Below are 16,521 nucleotides of genomic sequence, written 5' to 3'. Positions count from 1 at the left end.
TGTAATACCCCACCCCACCCCAACCCTCCCCTTCGCAGGGGAGGGAGTTGACCGGTTTTCTCCTCCGGTCAGGTGAGAAAGGGACAACTTATTTTCGTAAAAGATCTACTGTCCTCCCCCAGTCAAACGGCTCCAGATCCGAATACCTGATCCCCTTCGCGGCCAGCGCATCCACCAGCCCCTGCTGGGCAAGTACGGTTCCCCGGCTCAGGTTGGGCGCGACGCCGACGTCTTCCAGTGTTTTCACCACTTCACGCATTTCCTCGGCGCGGCGTTTGCCATGTTCCGCAATCCGGCTGATGAGATAGTGCGGAAACGGTCCGTCCCAGCCCAGTGACGGAAAGCTGGCGTGCAACGAGGCGAGCACTTCTTGCTCAACGCCGTACTGGCGCGCGGCACTCAGGCATTCGGCGGTCAGGGCTTCCAGGCCTTTGATCATCACGCTGCGGCACATTTTAATGGCGGAGGCTTCTCCGACGGTGTTGCTGTGAACTTTGCTGTTAAATCCGGTTTCATTCAGCCATTCATTGATCGCGTAAACATGTGTGCCGCCCAGCAGTAACGGGGTTTTCAGCCTTGCAGGCGGATAGGGGGCCATGACGGCGACATCAATGTAATTGCCACCCGCCTGCTCAATCAGCGCCATCGCTTCGCGTTTGGTGTGCGGCGAAACTGAATTCAGATCGAGAAAGAACTGACCGGGTGCGAGATGCCGGGCGACGGCACCGGCCACATTCAACGCTTCGGCGGCGGTCACAGCGGAGAAAATGATCTGACTGCCTTTCACGGCGTCTTCCAGTGACGGCGCAAAATGCACTCCGGCGTCACGGGCGCGCTGCCGGATAACCGCTGAATCTGTCAGCTTATCAAACGCCACGATATCCGGTGCCGGATTTTGCTTTTTCAGATCCGTTGCCAGAATGGTGCCCACTTCGCCGAGGCCGATGAGGGTAATGCGGGTCACGTTATTCATGATGAGATCCCTGTTGATCGTCCTGATGACCGTCCCAGATGCTGGCGGGGATGGCGACACGGCCTTCAAAAATCAGCCTTGCGGTACGTAACAGGGCACAGCCAGCCAGCCGTTCTGCCCCTGTTTTTGTCGGATCGAGTTGTAATTCCACGCTGAATTCCCCGGCCGGATGTTCCACGCTGATTAAAGGCGTGTTGCCGGACGGCGTATGTGCCAGCCCTTCGGTGATGCTGCCGGGGATCAGGCAGGCGCTGGCGACGCTGACCGCGCCGAGTACGCCAATCGAGGCGTGGCAGCGATGCGGAATAAACGTCCGGCTGGAGATGGCACCGCCATTTCGCGGTTCGGCAATTAATGTCATTTTTGGCACGGTGCGCTGCGTGACATCGCCGAGTTTCATTTTCGGGCCCGCCTGTAAGCGGATGGATTCGAGGCGTTTTTTCAGTTCCGTGTCTGCATCCAGCTGTTCACGGCTTTCATAACCACTGCACCCGAAATCGGCGGCGCGCAGCAGAATAACGGGCATGCCATTGTCGATGCAGGTGACGTCGATACCGTCAAACGTGTCACGGGCGTTACCGGTTGGCAGCAACGCGCCACAACTGGAACCGGCGATATCGGCAAATTCCACGCTGATTTTGGCCGCGGTGCCCGGTACGCCGTCGATGCGCAACTCCCCCTGATAGCACACCTGACCCTCTTTTACCGGCACATGCGCGGTCGCAATCTGGCCGGTGTTTTCCATGAAGATCCGCACCGGGGTAATCCCTTCAACCGCGCTCAGCAGTTGCCTTTCAATGGCGAACGGGCCAACGGCAGCCAGGATATTGCCGCAGTTTTGTCCGTAATCCACCACGGCTTTATCGACATTAACCTGCGCAAAAAGATAATCGACGTCGGCGTCAGGGCGTGCCGAAGGGCGGATAATCGCCACTTTGCTGGTCAGCGGATCGGCGCCGCCAAGGCCATCAATCTGGCGCGGATCGGGGGAACCCATCGCCGCCAGCAGCACATTGTCGCGTAAGGCCTGCTCGTGCGGTAAATCGTCCGCCAGAAAAAATGCGCCTTTTGACGTCCCGCCGCGCATCAGCAGGCAGGGGATTCGGGTCTGCGGCATATCGGCTCCTCAGCGCCTTGCGGCATTTTCCAGTTCTTCCAGCGAATCGAAATACTTCAGGCCTTTTTCTGCCAGACGCGGGCGCATATTGTAGATATCCAATCCGAGTTCACCGTCTGCCATCCTGGCACGTTTACTTTCTTCCAGCGCTTCACGCTCACGGCTGGCCTGTGCCACTTGTGCGACCTCTTGGCGGGGGATGACCACAACGCCGTCATCATCGGCCACAATGGCATCGCCCGGATTCACTAGCTGTCCGGCGCAGACAACCGGCACGTTCACGGAGCCGAGCGTTTCTTTGATCGTACCCTGCGCGTGAACGGCCCGTGACCAGACGCGGAAACCCATATCGCGCAGCGTTTTGGTATCACGCACGCCGAGATCGGCAATCAGCCCGACCACGCCGCGCGCTTTCAGTGACGTTGCCAGCAAATCGCCGAAGAAGCCGTCGGAACAGGGCGAGGTTGGCGCAACCACCAGAATATCGCCCGGCTGACATTGTTCGACGGCGACGTGGAACATCCAGTTATCGCCCGGTGCGGTGAGCACGGTGACGGCGCTGCCGGAAATCGCACAATCCTGCTGTATCGGACGGATGCCCGCATCCAGCAAGCCTTTGCGACCCTGCGCTTCATGTACCGTCGCCACGCCAAAAGCCGCCAGTGCCGACACATCTGCTTTATTTGCCCGTGGAATATGGCGAACCACGACGCCTTTTTTGCCGACCAGACTCATGCTAAATCCTCCGTCACTCGCGGGAAGAGGCTCTGATAGCCTTCGCCGTAAACGATGTTTTTGGCGCTGGTGATCCCGACGTTACGTTTGGCCTGCACGCCGCGCTGTTGGGCGACGCGGGTATAGTATTCCCACAGATGTTCCTGACCGGCCATGCATTGAATGGCCTGATATTTCTTGTCCCAGACATCAGTGATATCGAGCAGAACATCGGGTTTCCAGTCGCACTGTTCCGGCTGATGTGGTTCAAAACAGTAAACCGGGGGTGCACCGACAATGGTTTCACCCGGCTTATAGCCTTCTGCCTGCGCGATAATCCGCGCTTCCTGTGCCAGATGCGTCGCCATCGGGTGATCGTAGTTGTACGGGTCTTTCAGCGAATGGGTCAGCACAAAATGCGGCTGTACGCGGCGGTAAACATCGGCCAGACGGAACAACGATTCCTTGTCGGCGCGCAGCGGATAATCGCCCATATCGAAAAACTCGACACTGGCCCCGAGGATTTCGGCGGCGGCCATGGCTTCTTCGCGGCGTGATGCTTTCACGACTTCTTCGGTCATATTGCCTTTGCGCCACAGTTTGGCAGACTCACCGCGTTCACCAAACGACAGGCAAACGATGTGCACGGCGTAACCGGCCTGAGTATGTCTGGCGATGGCGCCACCCGCACGCCAGACGAAATCGGCAGAGTGGGCACTGACGACTAATGCACTTTTAGTGTTCTCTTTTTTTGGCTGAGTCATGGAGATGTCCTTGGTTTTTTGTTCTCAAAAAGTCTGAGTTCCATGCTGTCAGTCTGAGTCTGCGACGGGTAATTCATTTGATTGCAGGGGGTATGCGTTTTATTTATATTGCAGGGAAAGGTCACGCAAAAAAAGCTGAAGGGAGAAGGGGATGGCAGAGTCTGAGATGCTGAGTAACCTGATGCAAATACGGGCATTTTGTCAGGTGGTCGACCAGGGAAGTGTATCCCGCGCGGCTGATGAGCTGTACCGCACGCAATCTGCGGTAACACGGGCGATACGGGATCTGGAACAGTCCCTCGATGTTCCGCTGTTTGAACGTCATGCCAACGGCATGCTACTGACGGATTTCGGTAAATGCGTGCTGCCGCGTGCGCGACGGGCGATTGCCGAATTGCGGCAGATCCCCTCACAGCTGGCGAAATTACAGGGCAAAAGCGGGCAAAGGCGCGGGGATACCGAACCGCTGTATCTGTTTAACGTCCGGCGTCTGCAAATTTTTATCTCTCTGTGTAAAACCCGGCATATGCAGACGGTCGCCACGCTGCTCGGCCTCAGCCAGCCCGCGGTCAGTGCTGCGCTGAAAGTACTGGAAAACGGTGCCGGTGTTGCGCTGCTGGAACGCACCCCGCACGGCATGATGCCTTCACTTGCGGGGCAGGATATCGTGCCGAACCTGCGTCGTGCGCTTAATGAATTGCGTCATATTCCCGCCGACATTGCCGCCCGTCGCGGTGTGCTGGAAGGCACTGTGCAGGTTGGCGCTTTGCCACTCGGGCGCACGCGCTTACTGCCGCAGGCGATTATCGGCCTGACGCAGCGCTACAGCGGCGTGAAAGTGGTGACCAACGAAAGTGCCTTCAGCGCACTGGCGTCCGAGCTGCGGTCCGGGGAAGTGGACTTTATTTTTGGCGCGCTGAGATCCCGTGATTATGCGGCTGATATGGCAACAGAAACATTGTTTACCGAAAGCATGGTGATTCTGGCGAGAAAAGGACATCCGTTGCTGGCAGAAAATGTCACGCAGGAAACTCTGCGCGAGGCGCGCTGGGTGTTGCCGCGTGCTGAAACCCCGGCAAGACACCTGCTGGATAACAGTTTTGCTGCCATGGGGATGCCGCCGCCGGACCCGGTGGTGGAAAGCGGTGATCTGGGGATTGTGCGTGGGCTGCTGCTCGGTTCGGACATGCTGGCAGCAGTATCAGCCCGCCAGCTTGAGCATGAGCTTGAATCCGGCGAACTGGTTAAACTGCCGCTGGATCTGGCCGATACGCACCGCGCCATTGGCCTGACCTTCCGCGCCGGAAGTCTGCTTTCACCTGCCGCAGAGGCGCTGGTGATGGAGATCAGAAAAGTGTGTGGCAACCCCATTTTCATATGAAAATTTTGATTACGGGTAATTATCGTGTGTGAAATATGAACGATGTTGTTATGTGCTTTGGGTTTTGGGTCATTATTATCCTTAATACAAACAGGATGAATTCCGGTTCGTTGTATAAACAAAATACCTGTATCAGATCGCCCTCGTTTTACAGGCTCTGTCAGTATTGGGAATTCTCTAATTTTTAAGACAAGGTTACGTTTGTGTCTGTTTTGTACATGAATGGCCTGTCATTTTAAGGTAAGATGGCCGCCCTTGTGAAGGGAATGCCTGTTTTTTGATAAACCTTGTATAAATATGTGTTGAGAAATAAAGGTTGAATATTGCTCTCGCGGTTTGAGGGCTGTGAAGAGACTGGACTATGATAACTAAAGAAAAAGAAGTTATTAATAAAAAGAAAATAGTGCTTGTGACAGATTTACTTATCGGGCGTGGCGGCATGGAAAACGTGACCAGCCAGGTAATATCAGCACTCAAAAAGAGTGAAGAGTTTGAGGCGGGTTTTTTCGTCATCAATAGTGGTGAAAAGACGTACTCAAAATCCTGGCTCGATAATGCCGTGCTATTTGAAAGTGTCTGCACACTACGAAATAAAAAAGTAAAAAACTTCATACATACTCTGCGGCTTCTCTTTTTTATCAGAAAATATAAACCAGAACATGTCATTACACTTAATACAATACCCAGCTTAATGGCACGTCGTGCAATTACCTTTTCTGCGCATAAGACTGTTTTATCGACATGGATGCATCTTCCACCCCGGGAGCGGTATCGCCCGCATTATCTGTTATCAGCAGAACATCATTTTGCGATCAGCGATGAAATAAAAAATCAACTGACAGAGTTGGGTGTCGACAAAAATAACGTCGATGTGATTTTTAACCCCGTGAAAAAAACGGATACGGTTATTTTAAGACCCGAGTCGCTCAGAATCCTCTACATCGGCAGAATACATTTTGAAAGACAAAAGCAGTTAAAAGATCTCTTTGATTCGCTTGCCCGGGTCAATGTCCGCTGGTCATTAGATATCGTGGGAGATGGTGAAGATTTGGCCATATGTCAATCTTATACGCAACAGTCGGGGATTTCTGATCAGATTACCTGGCATGGATGGCAAAGTGACCCCTGGGAATATGTCGAAAATAATATCAAAGAAGTCACTTGCCTGGTCATGACGTCTAATTTCGAAGGCTTCCCGCTTGTGCTGCTGGAAGCGATATCCCGGGGAATATATTGCGTCTCCTCTGATTGTATCAGCGGTCCGTCAGAAATAATTGAAAACAATATTAATGGGCAACTTTATCCGCAAAATGACATTATTACGCTTTCTCAAATCATTAATAAAATAGGCAGTGATCGGGTATTGCCAGAGCAGGCCGTGATAAAGGAAAGTATCGGGAAGTTTTACGAAGATGCGTATATGAATAATTTTAAGAATATTCTTAATAAGATTGCTGAGGGAAAAGATGAATAGCAAATCTGCTACAGCTCCTTTGAAAATAATTGTTAATGCATCAGTTATTGCTCTTTGCATTTCACTTTCATTGAGCATGTTTATTACCGGATGGCCACAAAAAATATTCTATGTTGTTTCTTACGTCAGTTTTTTTACCACTTTATATGCTATTTACAAAAAGGATATCTCATTTAAGAATGAACATTTTTATCTGGTGATGTTCTTTTCATTGTTTTTTTTAGCCGCAGTCCGTTTTGTCTGGGCAATGATGCTAAAGCATAATGGCATAGATCCCTCGCCGACGAGCGCAGGCATCATTAACAATTATTTAGTAGGGAGCAAAAGGATCCTGCTGGGTGCTTTTGTCATCTTATGTCTTTCTGTGTATGGTTCGCTGACAACTCAAAAAACTATATTCTTAAGTAAAGTAATAATCGTGCTGGGGTTGATTGTTACGCTGGGCTTCGGGTTACATGAACATTTTTATACCGTGAATGACCGGATAAAACTGACGACTGATGCATCGTCAATGTCCTCCTATATGATTATTTTCATATACGCGGCTTATCTGGGGTTAAGCCGGTTAGAAAATCATCGTTATTCAAAATGTGTGGATCTAGGGGCTTTTATACTGACCTTTATCCTCCTGTATTTATGTGGGACAAGAATTACCATTCTCGCTCTCATATTCCTTAAACTTACCTTTATATTTTTAGAGTATAAAATAGACTTAAGAAAAAATTGGCAGATGGCGGGGTTGGTCGTGCTCGCTATTGTGACGATTTTAGGCATCACCGGGCATCGCTGGGCTCAGGGTATTAATGATATCCAGAAATATGATGTACAAAGTTCAACATCACTGGGGGCCAGGGTGGCGATCTGGGAAAGTGGCATATACCTGTTACATCACCATATTGGTTTTACTACGCCTGATGAGAGAACCACGTTGGCCAGAGCGTTTATCAAAACGCATCATCCGGAAAACACGGAAGGCTATACCAATGTTCAATATAATATGCACAACGAATTTCTTGAGGTCACTACACTTCAGGGATTATTAGGAACGTTTTCCTTATTGCTGCCTTATCTGGTTTTAATCTATGGGTGGGTGAGGAAAGTTAATATTAAAGGCATGGTGCTTCCATTTATTGCTTTATTCGTTACCGGACTGACGGATTCAGTGATTCTTTATGATCAGACAGCAACATTGTTTGTCATATCGCTGGCGGTCTGCTGTATTGGTACGCGAAAATCTGCTGAATAACATGCCTGAAATATAAGGATTCACACTCTGAATCCTTATGTTATTTAAGTTTTACTTTCCAAAAATCTGCTTTATTTATTCAGATTCACCACAGCCTGTCTGATCGCATATTCATAGCCCTGAATGCCAAAACCGCAGATTACGCCGACGGCAACGTCGGAAAGGAATGAATGGTGGCGGAAGGCGTCGCGTTTATGCACGTTGGTGATATGCACTTCGTACAGCGGCAGGCTGACGGCGGTCACGGCGTCGCGGATGGCGACGGACGTGTGCGTCCACGCAGCGGCGTTGAGCACAATCGCGTCCACTTTGCCACGGCATGCCTGAATGCGGTCAATCAGATCTCCTTCGTGATTGGTCTGGAAGAATTCGATTTTTGCGCCGCAGTTTTCGCCAGTCTGATGACAAAGCTTTTCGATGGTCGCCAGCGTGTCGTGACCGTAGGTTTCCGGTTCACGGGTGCCCAGTAAATTGAGATTCGGGCCGTTGAATACGGCAATGTTGTAGTTCATCAGTGTCTGCCTTTTTTCAGTAATCCGTAAATCCAAACAAATCTTTCGGGGTCTGCCACAAAATCTGCTGGCGGATCTTTTCATCAGGAAATAATTGTCCGACCAGCATCAGTAACGTACCGAGATCCATCCGGTGCTCCGCCCGCAGGAACGGCCAGTCGGAACCCCACATGCAATGCTCCGCGCCGAAGGCATCCAGCAGGGCGTGCTGGTAGGCGTGCCCGTCCTGATACGGGAAAGGCTGACGGCTGAATTTCGCTAAGCCTGAGAGTTTTACCCAGGCTCTTTGCTGGTCAGCGAGGCTGAGCAGTGCCTGAAAAGCCGGTTGTTGCAACCCCTGCGTAACGTCTGGTCGTCCTGAGTGATCAATCAGCAGCCGCGTGCGGGTACGGTTAATCAGCGGCAACAACGCCAGAAGCTGATCGTTTTGCACCTGAATGGCGGCGAACATATCCAGTTCGGCAAGACGCCCCATCAGGCCGTCGAGATGCAAAAACGACTCCGTGCCGAGCATCGCGACGTTCATGGCAATTCCGACCACACCGGCATTTTTCAGGTTTGCAAGCCGCTCAATGCCGATGTCAAACGGCACCACGGCAATGCCTTTGAAGCGCCCGTTGCCTTTTGCCAGCGCATCCAGCAGACACGCACTGTCGGTGTTATATCCCGAGGTCGGGCCGACAATCAGCGAGTGGCGGATGTTGTACGCCTGCATCACGGCACGGTAATACTCGGTGGTGCCAATCTCGTGACCTTCCGGACGATACGGCGTGTCCGGAAGGTACGGAAAGCGCGCCGGATCAAACACGTGGTGATGGGTGTCGATCTTGGGTTGCTCAAAAATTGTCATGCTTTCGCTTTACCTGCTACTGAATAGAGAACTTGCTGATTGCGGGTTTTCTGGAATTCTTCCAGCGATTCGCCCCGCATCGCGGAATAAATATGTAAGTTGGACACACCGACTACCGCGCCGAGTTTTTCCAGCAGAAAGAAACTGACGCCGTAATGGATCATGCCGCGCCAGTCGAGTTCGCGCAGCAGTTGCTGTTCCTCGTCCGTCAGCTTGTTTTCGGTAAACAGCGCATGTTGATCGATAAGAAAACGTTCACGCCATGCAGGCTGGATCAGACGGTGCAGGAAACGGTTGATGCGCAACGCTTTCAGACTGCGTGCCTGGGTGAACGGATAGGTGCCCGGCAGCTTTTCAACGCCCGCCATTTGTTGCGCGATTTTGTCACGCTGGCGCTGTTGCACATCATACGGTGCTTCACGCGACTGATTTTCGAGGATCAGCGTGGCGATACCGGTCATCGACGGCAGGTAATAAGCCTGATGCAGTTTCTTCACATTGGCTGACAGCGCACCACGCATCACCAGCCACATGATCACTTCCGCGCCTTCCATGCCGCCCAGCGTGGCGAATTCGGCCAGCGTCATTTCGGTCAGACGTTCCGGGTCGTTGACGATCATATCGACAAACTGCTCATCCCAGTCCGGGTTGTTAAACCCGCAGCGTTCGCCGTGAACCTGATGCGACACGCCGCCGGTGGCGACAATCGCCACGTTTAAATCTTCCGGGAAACTTTCAATTGCACGGCGCAGCGCCTGACCGAGTTTGTAGCAGCGGCGGGCGGTGGGAATAGGGAACTGTAATACGCCGATTTGCAGCGGAACGATTTGTGTCGGCCAGCCGCCTTCATGCGGGAGCAGGGCCGAAAGCGGCGAGAACAAACCGTGATCCAACGGCTTATCCTGGAAGAACGACATATCGAATTCGTCCGCCATCAGGCTGGCACCGATATGCTGCGACAGCGCCGCATGGCCTTTGACCGCAGGCAGATCACGCGGGCCGCCGCCTTCATCGGCCACTTCATATTGCTCGTCGATACCTAACGTAAAGGCGGAATAGTGATCGAAGAAGAACGAGGTCACATGGTCGTTGAAAATGTAGACCAGCACGTCCGGTTTTTTCTCATCCAGCCATTTTTGCATTGGCGCAAAACTCTCGAAAATCGGCACCCAGGCGCTTTCTTCCTGCTTGTTATGGTCAACCGCAAAACCGATGGTCGGGGTATGTGAAACTGCTAAACCGCCTATGATTTTCGCCATCTTAAATCCTCAATACTTTTTGTAGGGTAACTGCGACACGCACGTCGCGCCGCATTATTTATGGTGATGAATATGTTTCTAATTATCAGGTGGCTAATCCGGAGACTAGCGGATATTCATGGTGCGCGACAACTCCGGGATGTCAGTAATATCAACGCCTTTGATCATCTCGGCCGGGTGCGCCGCGCGGTGTAAAAGAATGCTCAGCCCCGCCAGCAACGCAGGCAGCGCCAGAATAATAAAGATCATGTTTTGGCCGGAGAAAACGCCCAGCAGAACGCCGCCCATCGATGAACTGATAATCGCGCCGCTGCGGCCGATACCGTGCATCCAGCAGACGCCGGTGGCACGCATTTCGGTCGGATAGAAGGCCGGAGAAAACGCCTGCAAACCGGTCTGTGCGCCGTTAATACACACACCGCTGATGAACACCAGCAGGGCGAGAATATCCGGGCCAAAGTTGCCAATACCTTGCGACAGCAGGCTGACCACGCCCATCATGTAGAAACCCGCAATGACACGTTTGGCGGTGAATCTGTCCATCAGCCCGCCGACCATCAGGCCACCGAAGGTTCCGCCTAACTGGAACAAACCGGCGACGATAGCCGCGCGTTCCAGCGAGAAACCGCCGTTACGCATAATGGTTGGCAACCAGCCGTTGAGCAGATAAATCACGAACAGGCCCATGAAGTAAGTGACCCACAACACCATCGTGCCTTTGGCGTAGCCGTTGGTGAAAAGCTGGAATACTTTGGCTTTTTTCTGAATAACCGGCGCCTTGAGCACAAATTTGGTTCCTTCGCTGAAAACACCCCCGGCGCGGGTCAGCACTTTGGCAATTTTTTCTTTCGCGACGTCACGCACCACCATGTACATGGCGGATTCCGGCAGGATCCACAGCAGTAACGGCAGCATCAGCAGCGGCAAAATCCCACCGGCAAAAATTACTGCTTTCCAGCCAAAGTGCGGCAACAGACCGGCCGCGACAAATCCCCCCGCGCCGGAACCGACGTTAAAGCCGCTGTACATCACAGTGATCATCAGGCTGCGGCGGCGTTCGGGCATGTATTCCGACACCAGCGTCACGGTATTGGGCATGACCGCGCCTAAGCCGAGACCGGTGAGAAAACGCAGGATCGCCATTTCCATCGGCGTGCGGGCAAAGGTACTCAGCAGACTGAACAGGGCGAAACACAGAATCGACCACATCAGCACCCGCTTGCGGCCGAAGCGATCCGCGTTCGGTCCGGCAATCAGCGCGCCGATCGCCACGCCAAACATGGCGGCACCCAGGATCGGCCCCATTTCCGCGCGGCTGATGCCCCAGTCTTCGATCAGCGCCGGGGCGATAAAGCCCATCACCGCGGCGTCATAACCGTCGAACATGATGATGATGAAACACAGCGATAAAACCACCCATTGATATTTCGATATCGGGCGTTCATCTATCCACGTTTTCACATCCACGATGGTGTTGTTGCTCATAGGGTACGCTCTCTGTTTTTTTTATTAATATGTGATCGGATTAAAACTTTGAACAAAATTTCACTGACCGGTTAAGCACGGAGAACGGCCGTGAGAGGTTTTTATAAGTATTATTTTATTTATTAAACAGTAAGTTGGTTATTCATTGTTGTGTTTCCTGATAACCAACTTAGGGGCTGCAAAGCATGCTGTCTGCCATAAAATCATTATGCAGGTATGAGTTTTGTTTATAGGGGGTCGTACAGAATGAGCGGCAGACAGGCTGCCGTCAGGAGAGTTTCATGCAAGGGAGGTGAGCCGGGAACGTTCAGCAGGCCAGAATGCTATGCCGGCATATCCCGGAAGCAGTCGTTATCGAGGGTAATTATGGCGATTTTCTGCACCGGGCCACGCATGTTGACCTGAAAGTCGCCGCTGAAACTGATGGCGAGTTTTCCGCCCGGCATATGTACCGTGACATGGTCATCCACCAGCCCGAGTTTGCGCATCGCGCTGGCTGCCGCGCAACTGCTGCTGCCGGAAGCCAGCGTATAACCCGCGCCGCGCTCCCAGATGCCGATGCTGATATTGTTGCGATCAAGGACTTGCGCGAACTGCACGTTGGTACGTTTCGGGAAAATCGCCAGCGTTTCAATCTCTGAGCCGAGTTGCTTTACTAAATCCAGATCCAGTTTGTCCACCCGGATCACGCAGTGCGGATTGCCCATGGATACCAGCGTCGCACTGAGATTATGCCCGCCCGCGACGATGGGTAGCGCGAGAGCTTCATCGCCTTCTACACTGGCGGGTAGAGCGGCTGGCGAGAATTTTGCCTGCCCCATATCCACGATCACCTGATGGGCGCCGTCGGTGACTTCGCAACGTACTTGCCCGCCCGGTGTATTCACCAGAAACGGCTCATGCGCGACGCGGCCAATATCAAACAAATAACGCGCATAAATACGCAGACCGTTGCCGCTTTTCTCAGCTTCTGAACCGTCAGGATTGATAATACGCAGGGAGGGGATATCTGCATCGTCATTGTCGATCAGCAAACCGTCGGAACCGATGCCGTAATGACGATCGCAGATGCGCCGGATTTGCTGGTTACTGAGCAGGGCGGCGACGCGGTGATGGCAGACCAGATAATCGTTACCCAGTCCGTGATAGCGGTGAAAAATCATAATGGCAGCTCCGGAATTATTTATTATTGTTATAAATATCATTAACAGGAAATACCAGAATTTACTTTTAACCCATGTCTGCCATAAAAAAGGAGTTGTTTATGCAGTCTTTTACCGTCCCCGTTGCATCGCCGCCGCTGGCTATCACCACATCGCGACTGATTTTGCGCCAGTGGCAGGATAAAGATTTTGAACCTTTTGCCGCCATGAACGCGGATCCGCAGGTGATGGAATTTTTCCCGTCAGTGCTGGCCCGTGAAAAAAGTGATGAAATGGCGATCCGCTGTCGGGATTTGATCACTGAACGTGGGTGGGGGATCTGGGTGGTTGAGTTACGTGAAACCGGCGAGTTTATGGGCTTCGTCGGGTTGCATACACCGGGATATAACCTGCCGTTCAACCCGTGCGTTGAAGTCGGCTGGCGTTTACGGGCGGATGCGTGGGGACAGGGTTTTTGCACCGAAGCTGCCCGCGCTGCGCTGGATGCCGGGTTTATTCAGCTAGGGCTCAACGAAATTGTGGCATTTACAGCGCTGCCGAATGTCCGCTCACAGGCAGTGATGAAAAAGCTGGGAATGGTGTGCGATCCCGAAGAGAACTTCATGCATCCGGTGATTGAGGAAGGGCACTGGTTGCGGGAACATTGTTTGTATCGGCTAAAACGGGTCTGACTCCCTCCCCTGCGAAGGGGAGGGTTGGGTTGGGGTATTAAAGATAAATCAGTGGGATACGTGACCACGCAGGCCTTTGTTTCAATACTTAAAACCCCCTCCCTGCCTCCCCCTTCGCAGGGGGAGGAGTTGAAACCAAAACTGTACGGCCATTGCAGGGAAAGGATCAAACAACTAACTCTGCATTCTCCCCAGTACCGATGCCCCCACTAATCCGCCGTCGGTCAAAAATTTCCCCGGTATCAGCAACGGTTCTGCATAAGTGTGCAGCACACCGCCGCGTACTTTCACATCCAGCGCCGCGATAAGTTCTTTTGCCGAGGCCAGCCCGCCGCCCGCGACGATACGGGAAGGGCCGAGGATGTTGACCAGCAGCGCCAGCGGTTCGGCGACCAGTTCCAGCCAGGCGCTTACGGTCAGCGAACAACCGGGATGCCCGTTCAGCCAGCCGGTGACAATCTCCAGACTGGTATTTTGCTGGCTGTGAAAATGCTGATGCAAACGTTCCATGCCACGCGCACCGCCGAGCATATCGAGGCAGCCAGTCTGGCCGCAGCCACATTTCAGGCGCGGAACGGCGTATTTTTTGTTGTCAATCGTCAGTTCTGTGCGGGTAATCGCACCGTGTCCCCATTCGCCGGTGACGCCGCCGTGACCGCGGACGAGCTGGCTGTTGATCACCAGTCCTCCGCCGACGCCGGTACCTAAAATAATCGCCGCCACGACGGACTGATGTTGTGCGTTACCGGCATGGGCTTCAGCGAGGGCAAAACAATCTGCATCGTTGGCGGCGGTGACCGGACGGTCCAGCGCAGCACTGAGATCTTGCGCCAGAGAATGTCCGGTGAACGCGGGAATGTTGGTGGCCAGCATTTCGCCGGTTTGGGGGGAGACCAGCCCGGCGGTGGAAATCGCCAGTGGTGTGCCAGCCGGTAAATCAGCACCATACGTGTCGATCAGATTTTGCATGGCGTTAACGAAATCATTCCATGAGGCAACGGGTGTCGGCACTTTGCCGCATTCTTCCACTTCGCCGGAATAACGTGAAACACCAAATTTAATAAATGAACCGCCGATATCGGCGCAAAAAACTGCAGAACTCATGAGCGTGTGTCCAGTAAATCTCGCAGTCCGTCGCCCAGTACGTTAAAACCAAGCACGGTCAGCATAATGGCCAGACCGGGGAACAGCGAAAGGTAAATATTAATGCCGAGGAAGTTCCGGCCATCGCTCATCATGGTACCCCATTCCGGCATCGGCGGCTGCACGCCAAGCCCCAGAAATGACAGACTGGCGGCGGCGAGAATCACCGTGCCGGCAGTCAGCGTCGATTGCACGATAATCGGCCCGATGGCATTGCGCAAAATGTAATGCACGATAATACGGTAATTTGATAAACCCAGCGCCTGCGCGGCTTCCACGTATTCCATCTGCTTTAAACCGAGCGTCAGGTTACGGCTGAGGCGTGCATATACCGGAATGGCAAATAATGAAATCGCGATCAGCAAGTTCACCAGCCCGCCGCCGAGAATACTGACCACCAGAATGGCCAGCACGATGCCCGGAAAAGCAAACAGCATGTCCATAAACCACATGATGATCATGTCGGTATAACGGCCCGCCATGCCGGCGATAATTCCCAGCGGAATGCCGATAATCATTGCCAGCCCGACGCTCAGTACCACTTCGATAATCGAAATCCGCGCACCATAAATCACTCTGGCGAAGATATCGCGGCCATAATCATCCGTACCGAACCAGTGACTTGCATTCGGAGAAAGCAGGGTATCAATCAGGTCTTGTGCGTAAGGATCGTGACGGGTGATCAATGGCGCAAACAAGCCCATCAGCACGATCAGGCTGACAATAAATCCCCCGAGAGCCACGGCCGGATGACGCCATAACCAGCGGAACAACCGCAACGTGCGCGGTTTGCGACGGGGTAATTGCGTGATAATGGCAGACATTAATCGAACCTTATTTTTGGATTCAGGAAAGCAATCAGTAATTCACCGAGCAGGTTCATTACCACCACGCCGCAGACGGCGACCAGCGCCACGCCCTGAATGACCGGATAATCGCGATAACGCACGGAATCCACCAGCAGGCGACCAATGCCCGGCCAGTTAAAGACGGATTCGGTGACGACTGCGCCGCCAATCAGGCTGCCGAAATTGAGCGCCACAATAGTGACAATCGGGATCAGCGCATTGCGAAACGCATGGCTGCAATACACGGTAGTGGCGGACAAACCTTTGGCGCGCGCGGTGCGGATATAATCTTCCGACAAGACATCCAGCATGCTGGAACGCGTCATGCGCGCCATCACCGCCATGGGTAAAACCGCCAGCGTCACGGAAGGCAGAATGTAGCTTTTCCATGATGTCGCGCCGAGCAGCGGCAGCCAGCCGAGATTGACCGAAAAAGTATTCATTGCCATCAGCCCCAGCCAGAAGTTGGCGATGGACGCGCCGGCAATCGCCAGTAACATCACGCCAAAATCCGGCCAGCGGTTGCGGTAAACCGCGCCTATCATGCCCGCCGGAACGCCAACCGCTACAGCCAGAAAGTACGCCAGCACCGCCAGCATCAGGGTATACGGCATTCGTTCCCCGATTTCCTGCGTGACCGGCTGCTGCGACTGTAGCGAGATGCCGAGATTGCCATGCAACACATCACCGGCAAAATGCAGATATTGCGTCACCAGCGGCTGATCCAGCCCGAGACGAACGCGCATGGCATCGACCGCTTCCTGTGTCGCTTCAGGCCCGGCCATCAGACGCGCCGGATCGCCCGGCAGCGCGCGGATGGACACAAAAATCAGCATCGACACCCCGATCAGGATGACCGGGAAGGCGATGAGCTTTTTGGCAAGATAGGCTTTCATGGCTATTTTCCACTGTAGATACTGC

Annotated in this window: 16 protein-coding genes; 4 read left to right on the top strand and 12 right to left on the bottom strand. The window is 53.2% G+C overall.

Annotated features, from left to right (window positions below; genetic code table 11):
- Window positions 1-88: 88 nt before the first annotated feature.
- The 4 genes from GW591_RS08230 to galB are packed head-to-tail and all read right to left on the bottom strand — an operon-like array spanning window position 89 to window position 3,568.
- On the bottom strand, window positions 89-973 hold the full coding sequence (locus GW591_RS08230; RefSeq protein ID WP_166860466.1) for an NAD(P)-dependent oxidoreductase: 885 nt from the start codon (window positions 971-973) through the stop codon (window positions 89-91).
- On the bottom strand, window positions 966-2,090 hold the full coding sequence (locus tag GW591_RS08225) for a 4-oxalomesaconate tautomerase (protein ID WP_166860464.1): 1,125 nt from the start codon (window positions 2,088-2,090) through the stop codon (window positions 966-968). The genes GW591_RS08230 and GW591_RS08225 overlap by 8 nt, the downstream gene beginning before the upstream one ends.
- 9 nt (window positions 2,091-2,099) lie before the next feature.
- A complete protein-coding gene (locus GW591_RS08220; protein WP_013575974.1) occupies window positions 2,100-2,825 on the bottom strand; it encodes a 4-carboxy-4-hydroxy-2-oxoadipate aldolase/oxaloacetate decarboxylase in 726 nt (241 codons plus the stop codon).
- Window positions 2,822-3,568 (bottom strand): 4-oxalmesaconate hydratase, encoded by a 747-nt coding sequence (gene galB, locus GW591_RS08215; RefSeq protein ID WP_134706695.1) that lies wholly within the window; start codon window positions 3,566-3,568, stop codon window positions 2,822-2,824. The genes GW591_RS08220 and galB overlap by 4 nt, the downstream gene beginning before the upstream one ends.
- A 151-nt stretch (window positions 3,569-3,719) precedes the next feature.
- On the opposite strand from galB, the gene GW591_RS08210 reads away from it, so the two are divergent.
- From GW591_RS08210 to GW591_RS08200, 3 genes are all read left to right on the top strand, one after another.
- The gene (locus tag GW591_RS08210) at window positions 3,720-4,949 is read left to right on the top strand and encodes a LysR family transcriptional regulator (RefSeq protein WP_166860462.1); all 1,230 of its coding nucleotides are present in this window, start codon (window positions 3,720-3,722) and stop codon (window positions 4,947-4,949) included.
- Window positions 4,950-5,310: 361 nt separating this feature from the next.
- Window positions 5,311-6,423 carry a glycosyltransferase gene (locus tag GW591_RS08205; protein WP_166860460.1) on the top strand — a complete coding sequence of 371 codons (1,113 nt, stop codon included), beginning with the start codon at window positions 5,311-5,313 and terminating at the stop codon, window positions 6,421-6,423.
- Window positions 6,416-7,669 (top strand): O-antigen ligase family protein, encoded by a 1,254-nt coding sequence (locus GW591_RS08200; protein WP_166860458.1) that lies wholly within the window; start codon window positions 6,416-6,418, stop codon window positions 7,667-7,669. The genes GW591_RS08205 and GW591_RS08200 overlap by 8 nt, the downstream gene beginning before the upstream one ends.
- Before the next feature lie 71 nt (window positions 7,670-7,740).
- On the opposite strand, the gene aroQ is transcribed toward GW591_RS08200, so the two are convergent.
- The 5 genes from aroQ to dapF form a co-directional block, all read right to left on the bottom strand.
- A complete protein-coding gene (aroQ, locus tag GW591_RS08195; protein ID WP_015690079.1) occupies window positions 7,741-8,181 on the bottom strand; it encodes a type II 3-dehydroquinate dehydratase in 441 nt (146 codons plus the stop codon).
- A 16-nt stretch (window positions 8,182-8,197) separates the two neighbouring features.
- A complete protein-coding gene (locus GW591_RS08190) occupies window positions 8,198-9,031 on the bottom strand; it encodes an amidohydrolase family protein (protein WP_166860456.1) in 834 nt (277 codons plus the stop codon).
- The gene (locus tag GW591_RS08185) at window positions 9,028-10,290 is read right to left on the bottom strand and encodes a gallate dioxygenase (RefSeq protein WP_153376532.1); all 1,263 of its coding nucleotides are present in this window, start codon (window positions 10,288-10,290) and stop codon (window positions 9,028-9,030) included. Before GW591_RS08185 ends, GW591_RS08190 begins: the two co-directional genes overlap by 4 nt.
- Before the next feature lie 105 nt (window positions 10,291-10,395).
- Window positions 10,396-11,775, bottom strand: coding sequence for an MFS transporter (locus GW591_RS08180; protein WP_166860454.1), 1,380 nt, complete (start codon window positions 11,773-11,775; stop codon window positions 10,396-10,398).
- Window positions 11,776-12,098: 323 nt separating this feature from the next.
- Entirely contained in the window at window positions 12,099-12,938 is an 840-nt protein-coding gene (gene dapF, locus GW591_RS08175; RefSeq protein ID WP_166860453.1) for a diaminopimelate epimerase, read from the bottom strand.
- Window positions 12,939-13,039: 101 nt separating this feature from the next.
- Here dapF and GW591_RS08170 point away from each other — a divergent pair, with 101 nt between their 5' ends.
- Window positions 13,040-13,609 (top strand): GNAT family N-acetyltransferase, encoded by a 570-nt coding sequence (locus GW591_RS08170; RefSeq protein ID WP_013575964.1) that lies wholly within the window; start codon window positions 13,040-13,042, stop codon window positions 13,607-13,609.
- Between the two features lie 174 nt (window positions 13,610-13,783).
- Here the strand turns inward: GW591_RS08170 and GW591_RS08165 are convergent, their stop codons facing one another.
- Genes GW591_RS08165 through GW591_RS08155 form a run of 3 tightly spaced genes read right to left on the bottom strand, consistent with a single transcriptional unit; the run spans window position 13,784 to window position 16,496 of the window.
- Window positions 13,784-14,713 (bottom strand): ROK family protein, encoded by a 930-nt coding sequence (locus tag GW591_RS08165; RefSeq protein ID WP_166860450.1) that lies wholly within the window; start codon window positions 14,711-14,713, stop codon window positions 13,784-13,786.
- Window positions 14,710-15,576 (bottom strand): ABC transporter permease, encoded by an 867-nt coding sequence (locus GW591_RS08160; RefSeq protein ID WP_121019210.1) that lies wholly within the window; start codon window positions 15,574-15,576, stop codon window positions 14,710-14,712. Before GW591_RS08160 ends, GW591_RS08165 begins: the two co-directional genes overlap by 4 nt.
- Complete coding sequence (locus tag GW591_RS08155; RefSeq protein ID WP_013575961.1) at window positions 15,576-16,496, bottom strand: ABC transporter permease; 921 nt, start codon at window positions 16,494-16,496, stop codon at window positions 15,576-15,578. Before GW591_RS08155 ends, GW591_RS08160 begins: the two co-directional genes overlap by 1 nt.
- Window positions 16,497-16,521 lie beyond the last annotated feature (25 nt).

The sequence above is a fragment of the Rahnella aceris genome, from assembly GCF_011684115.1.
GTDB lineage: Bacteria > Pseudomonadota > Gammaproteobacteria > Enterobacterales > Enterobacteriaceae > Rahnella > Rahnella aceris.
Note: the sequence above shows the minus strand (reverse complement) of the source record. Positions and strands in the feature narration are given on the sequence as shown.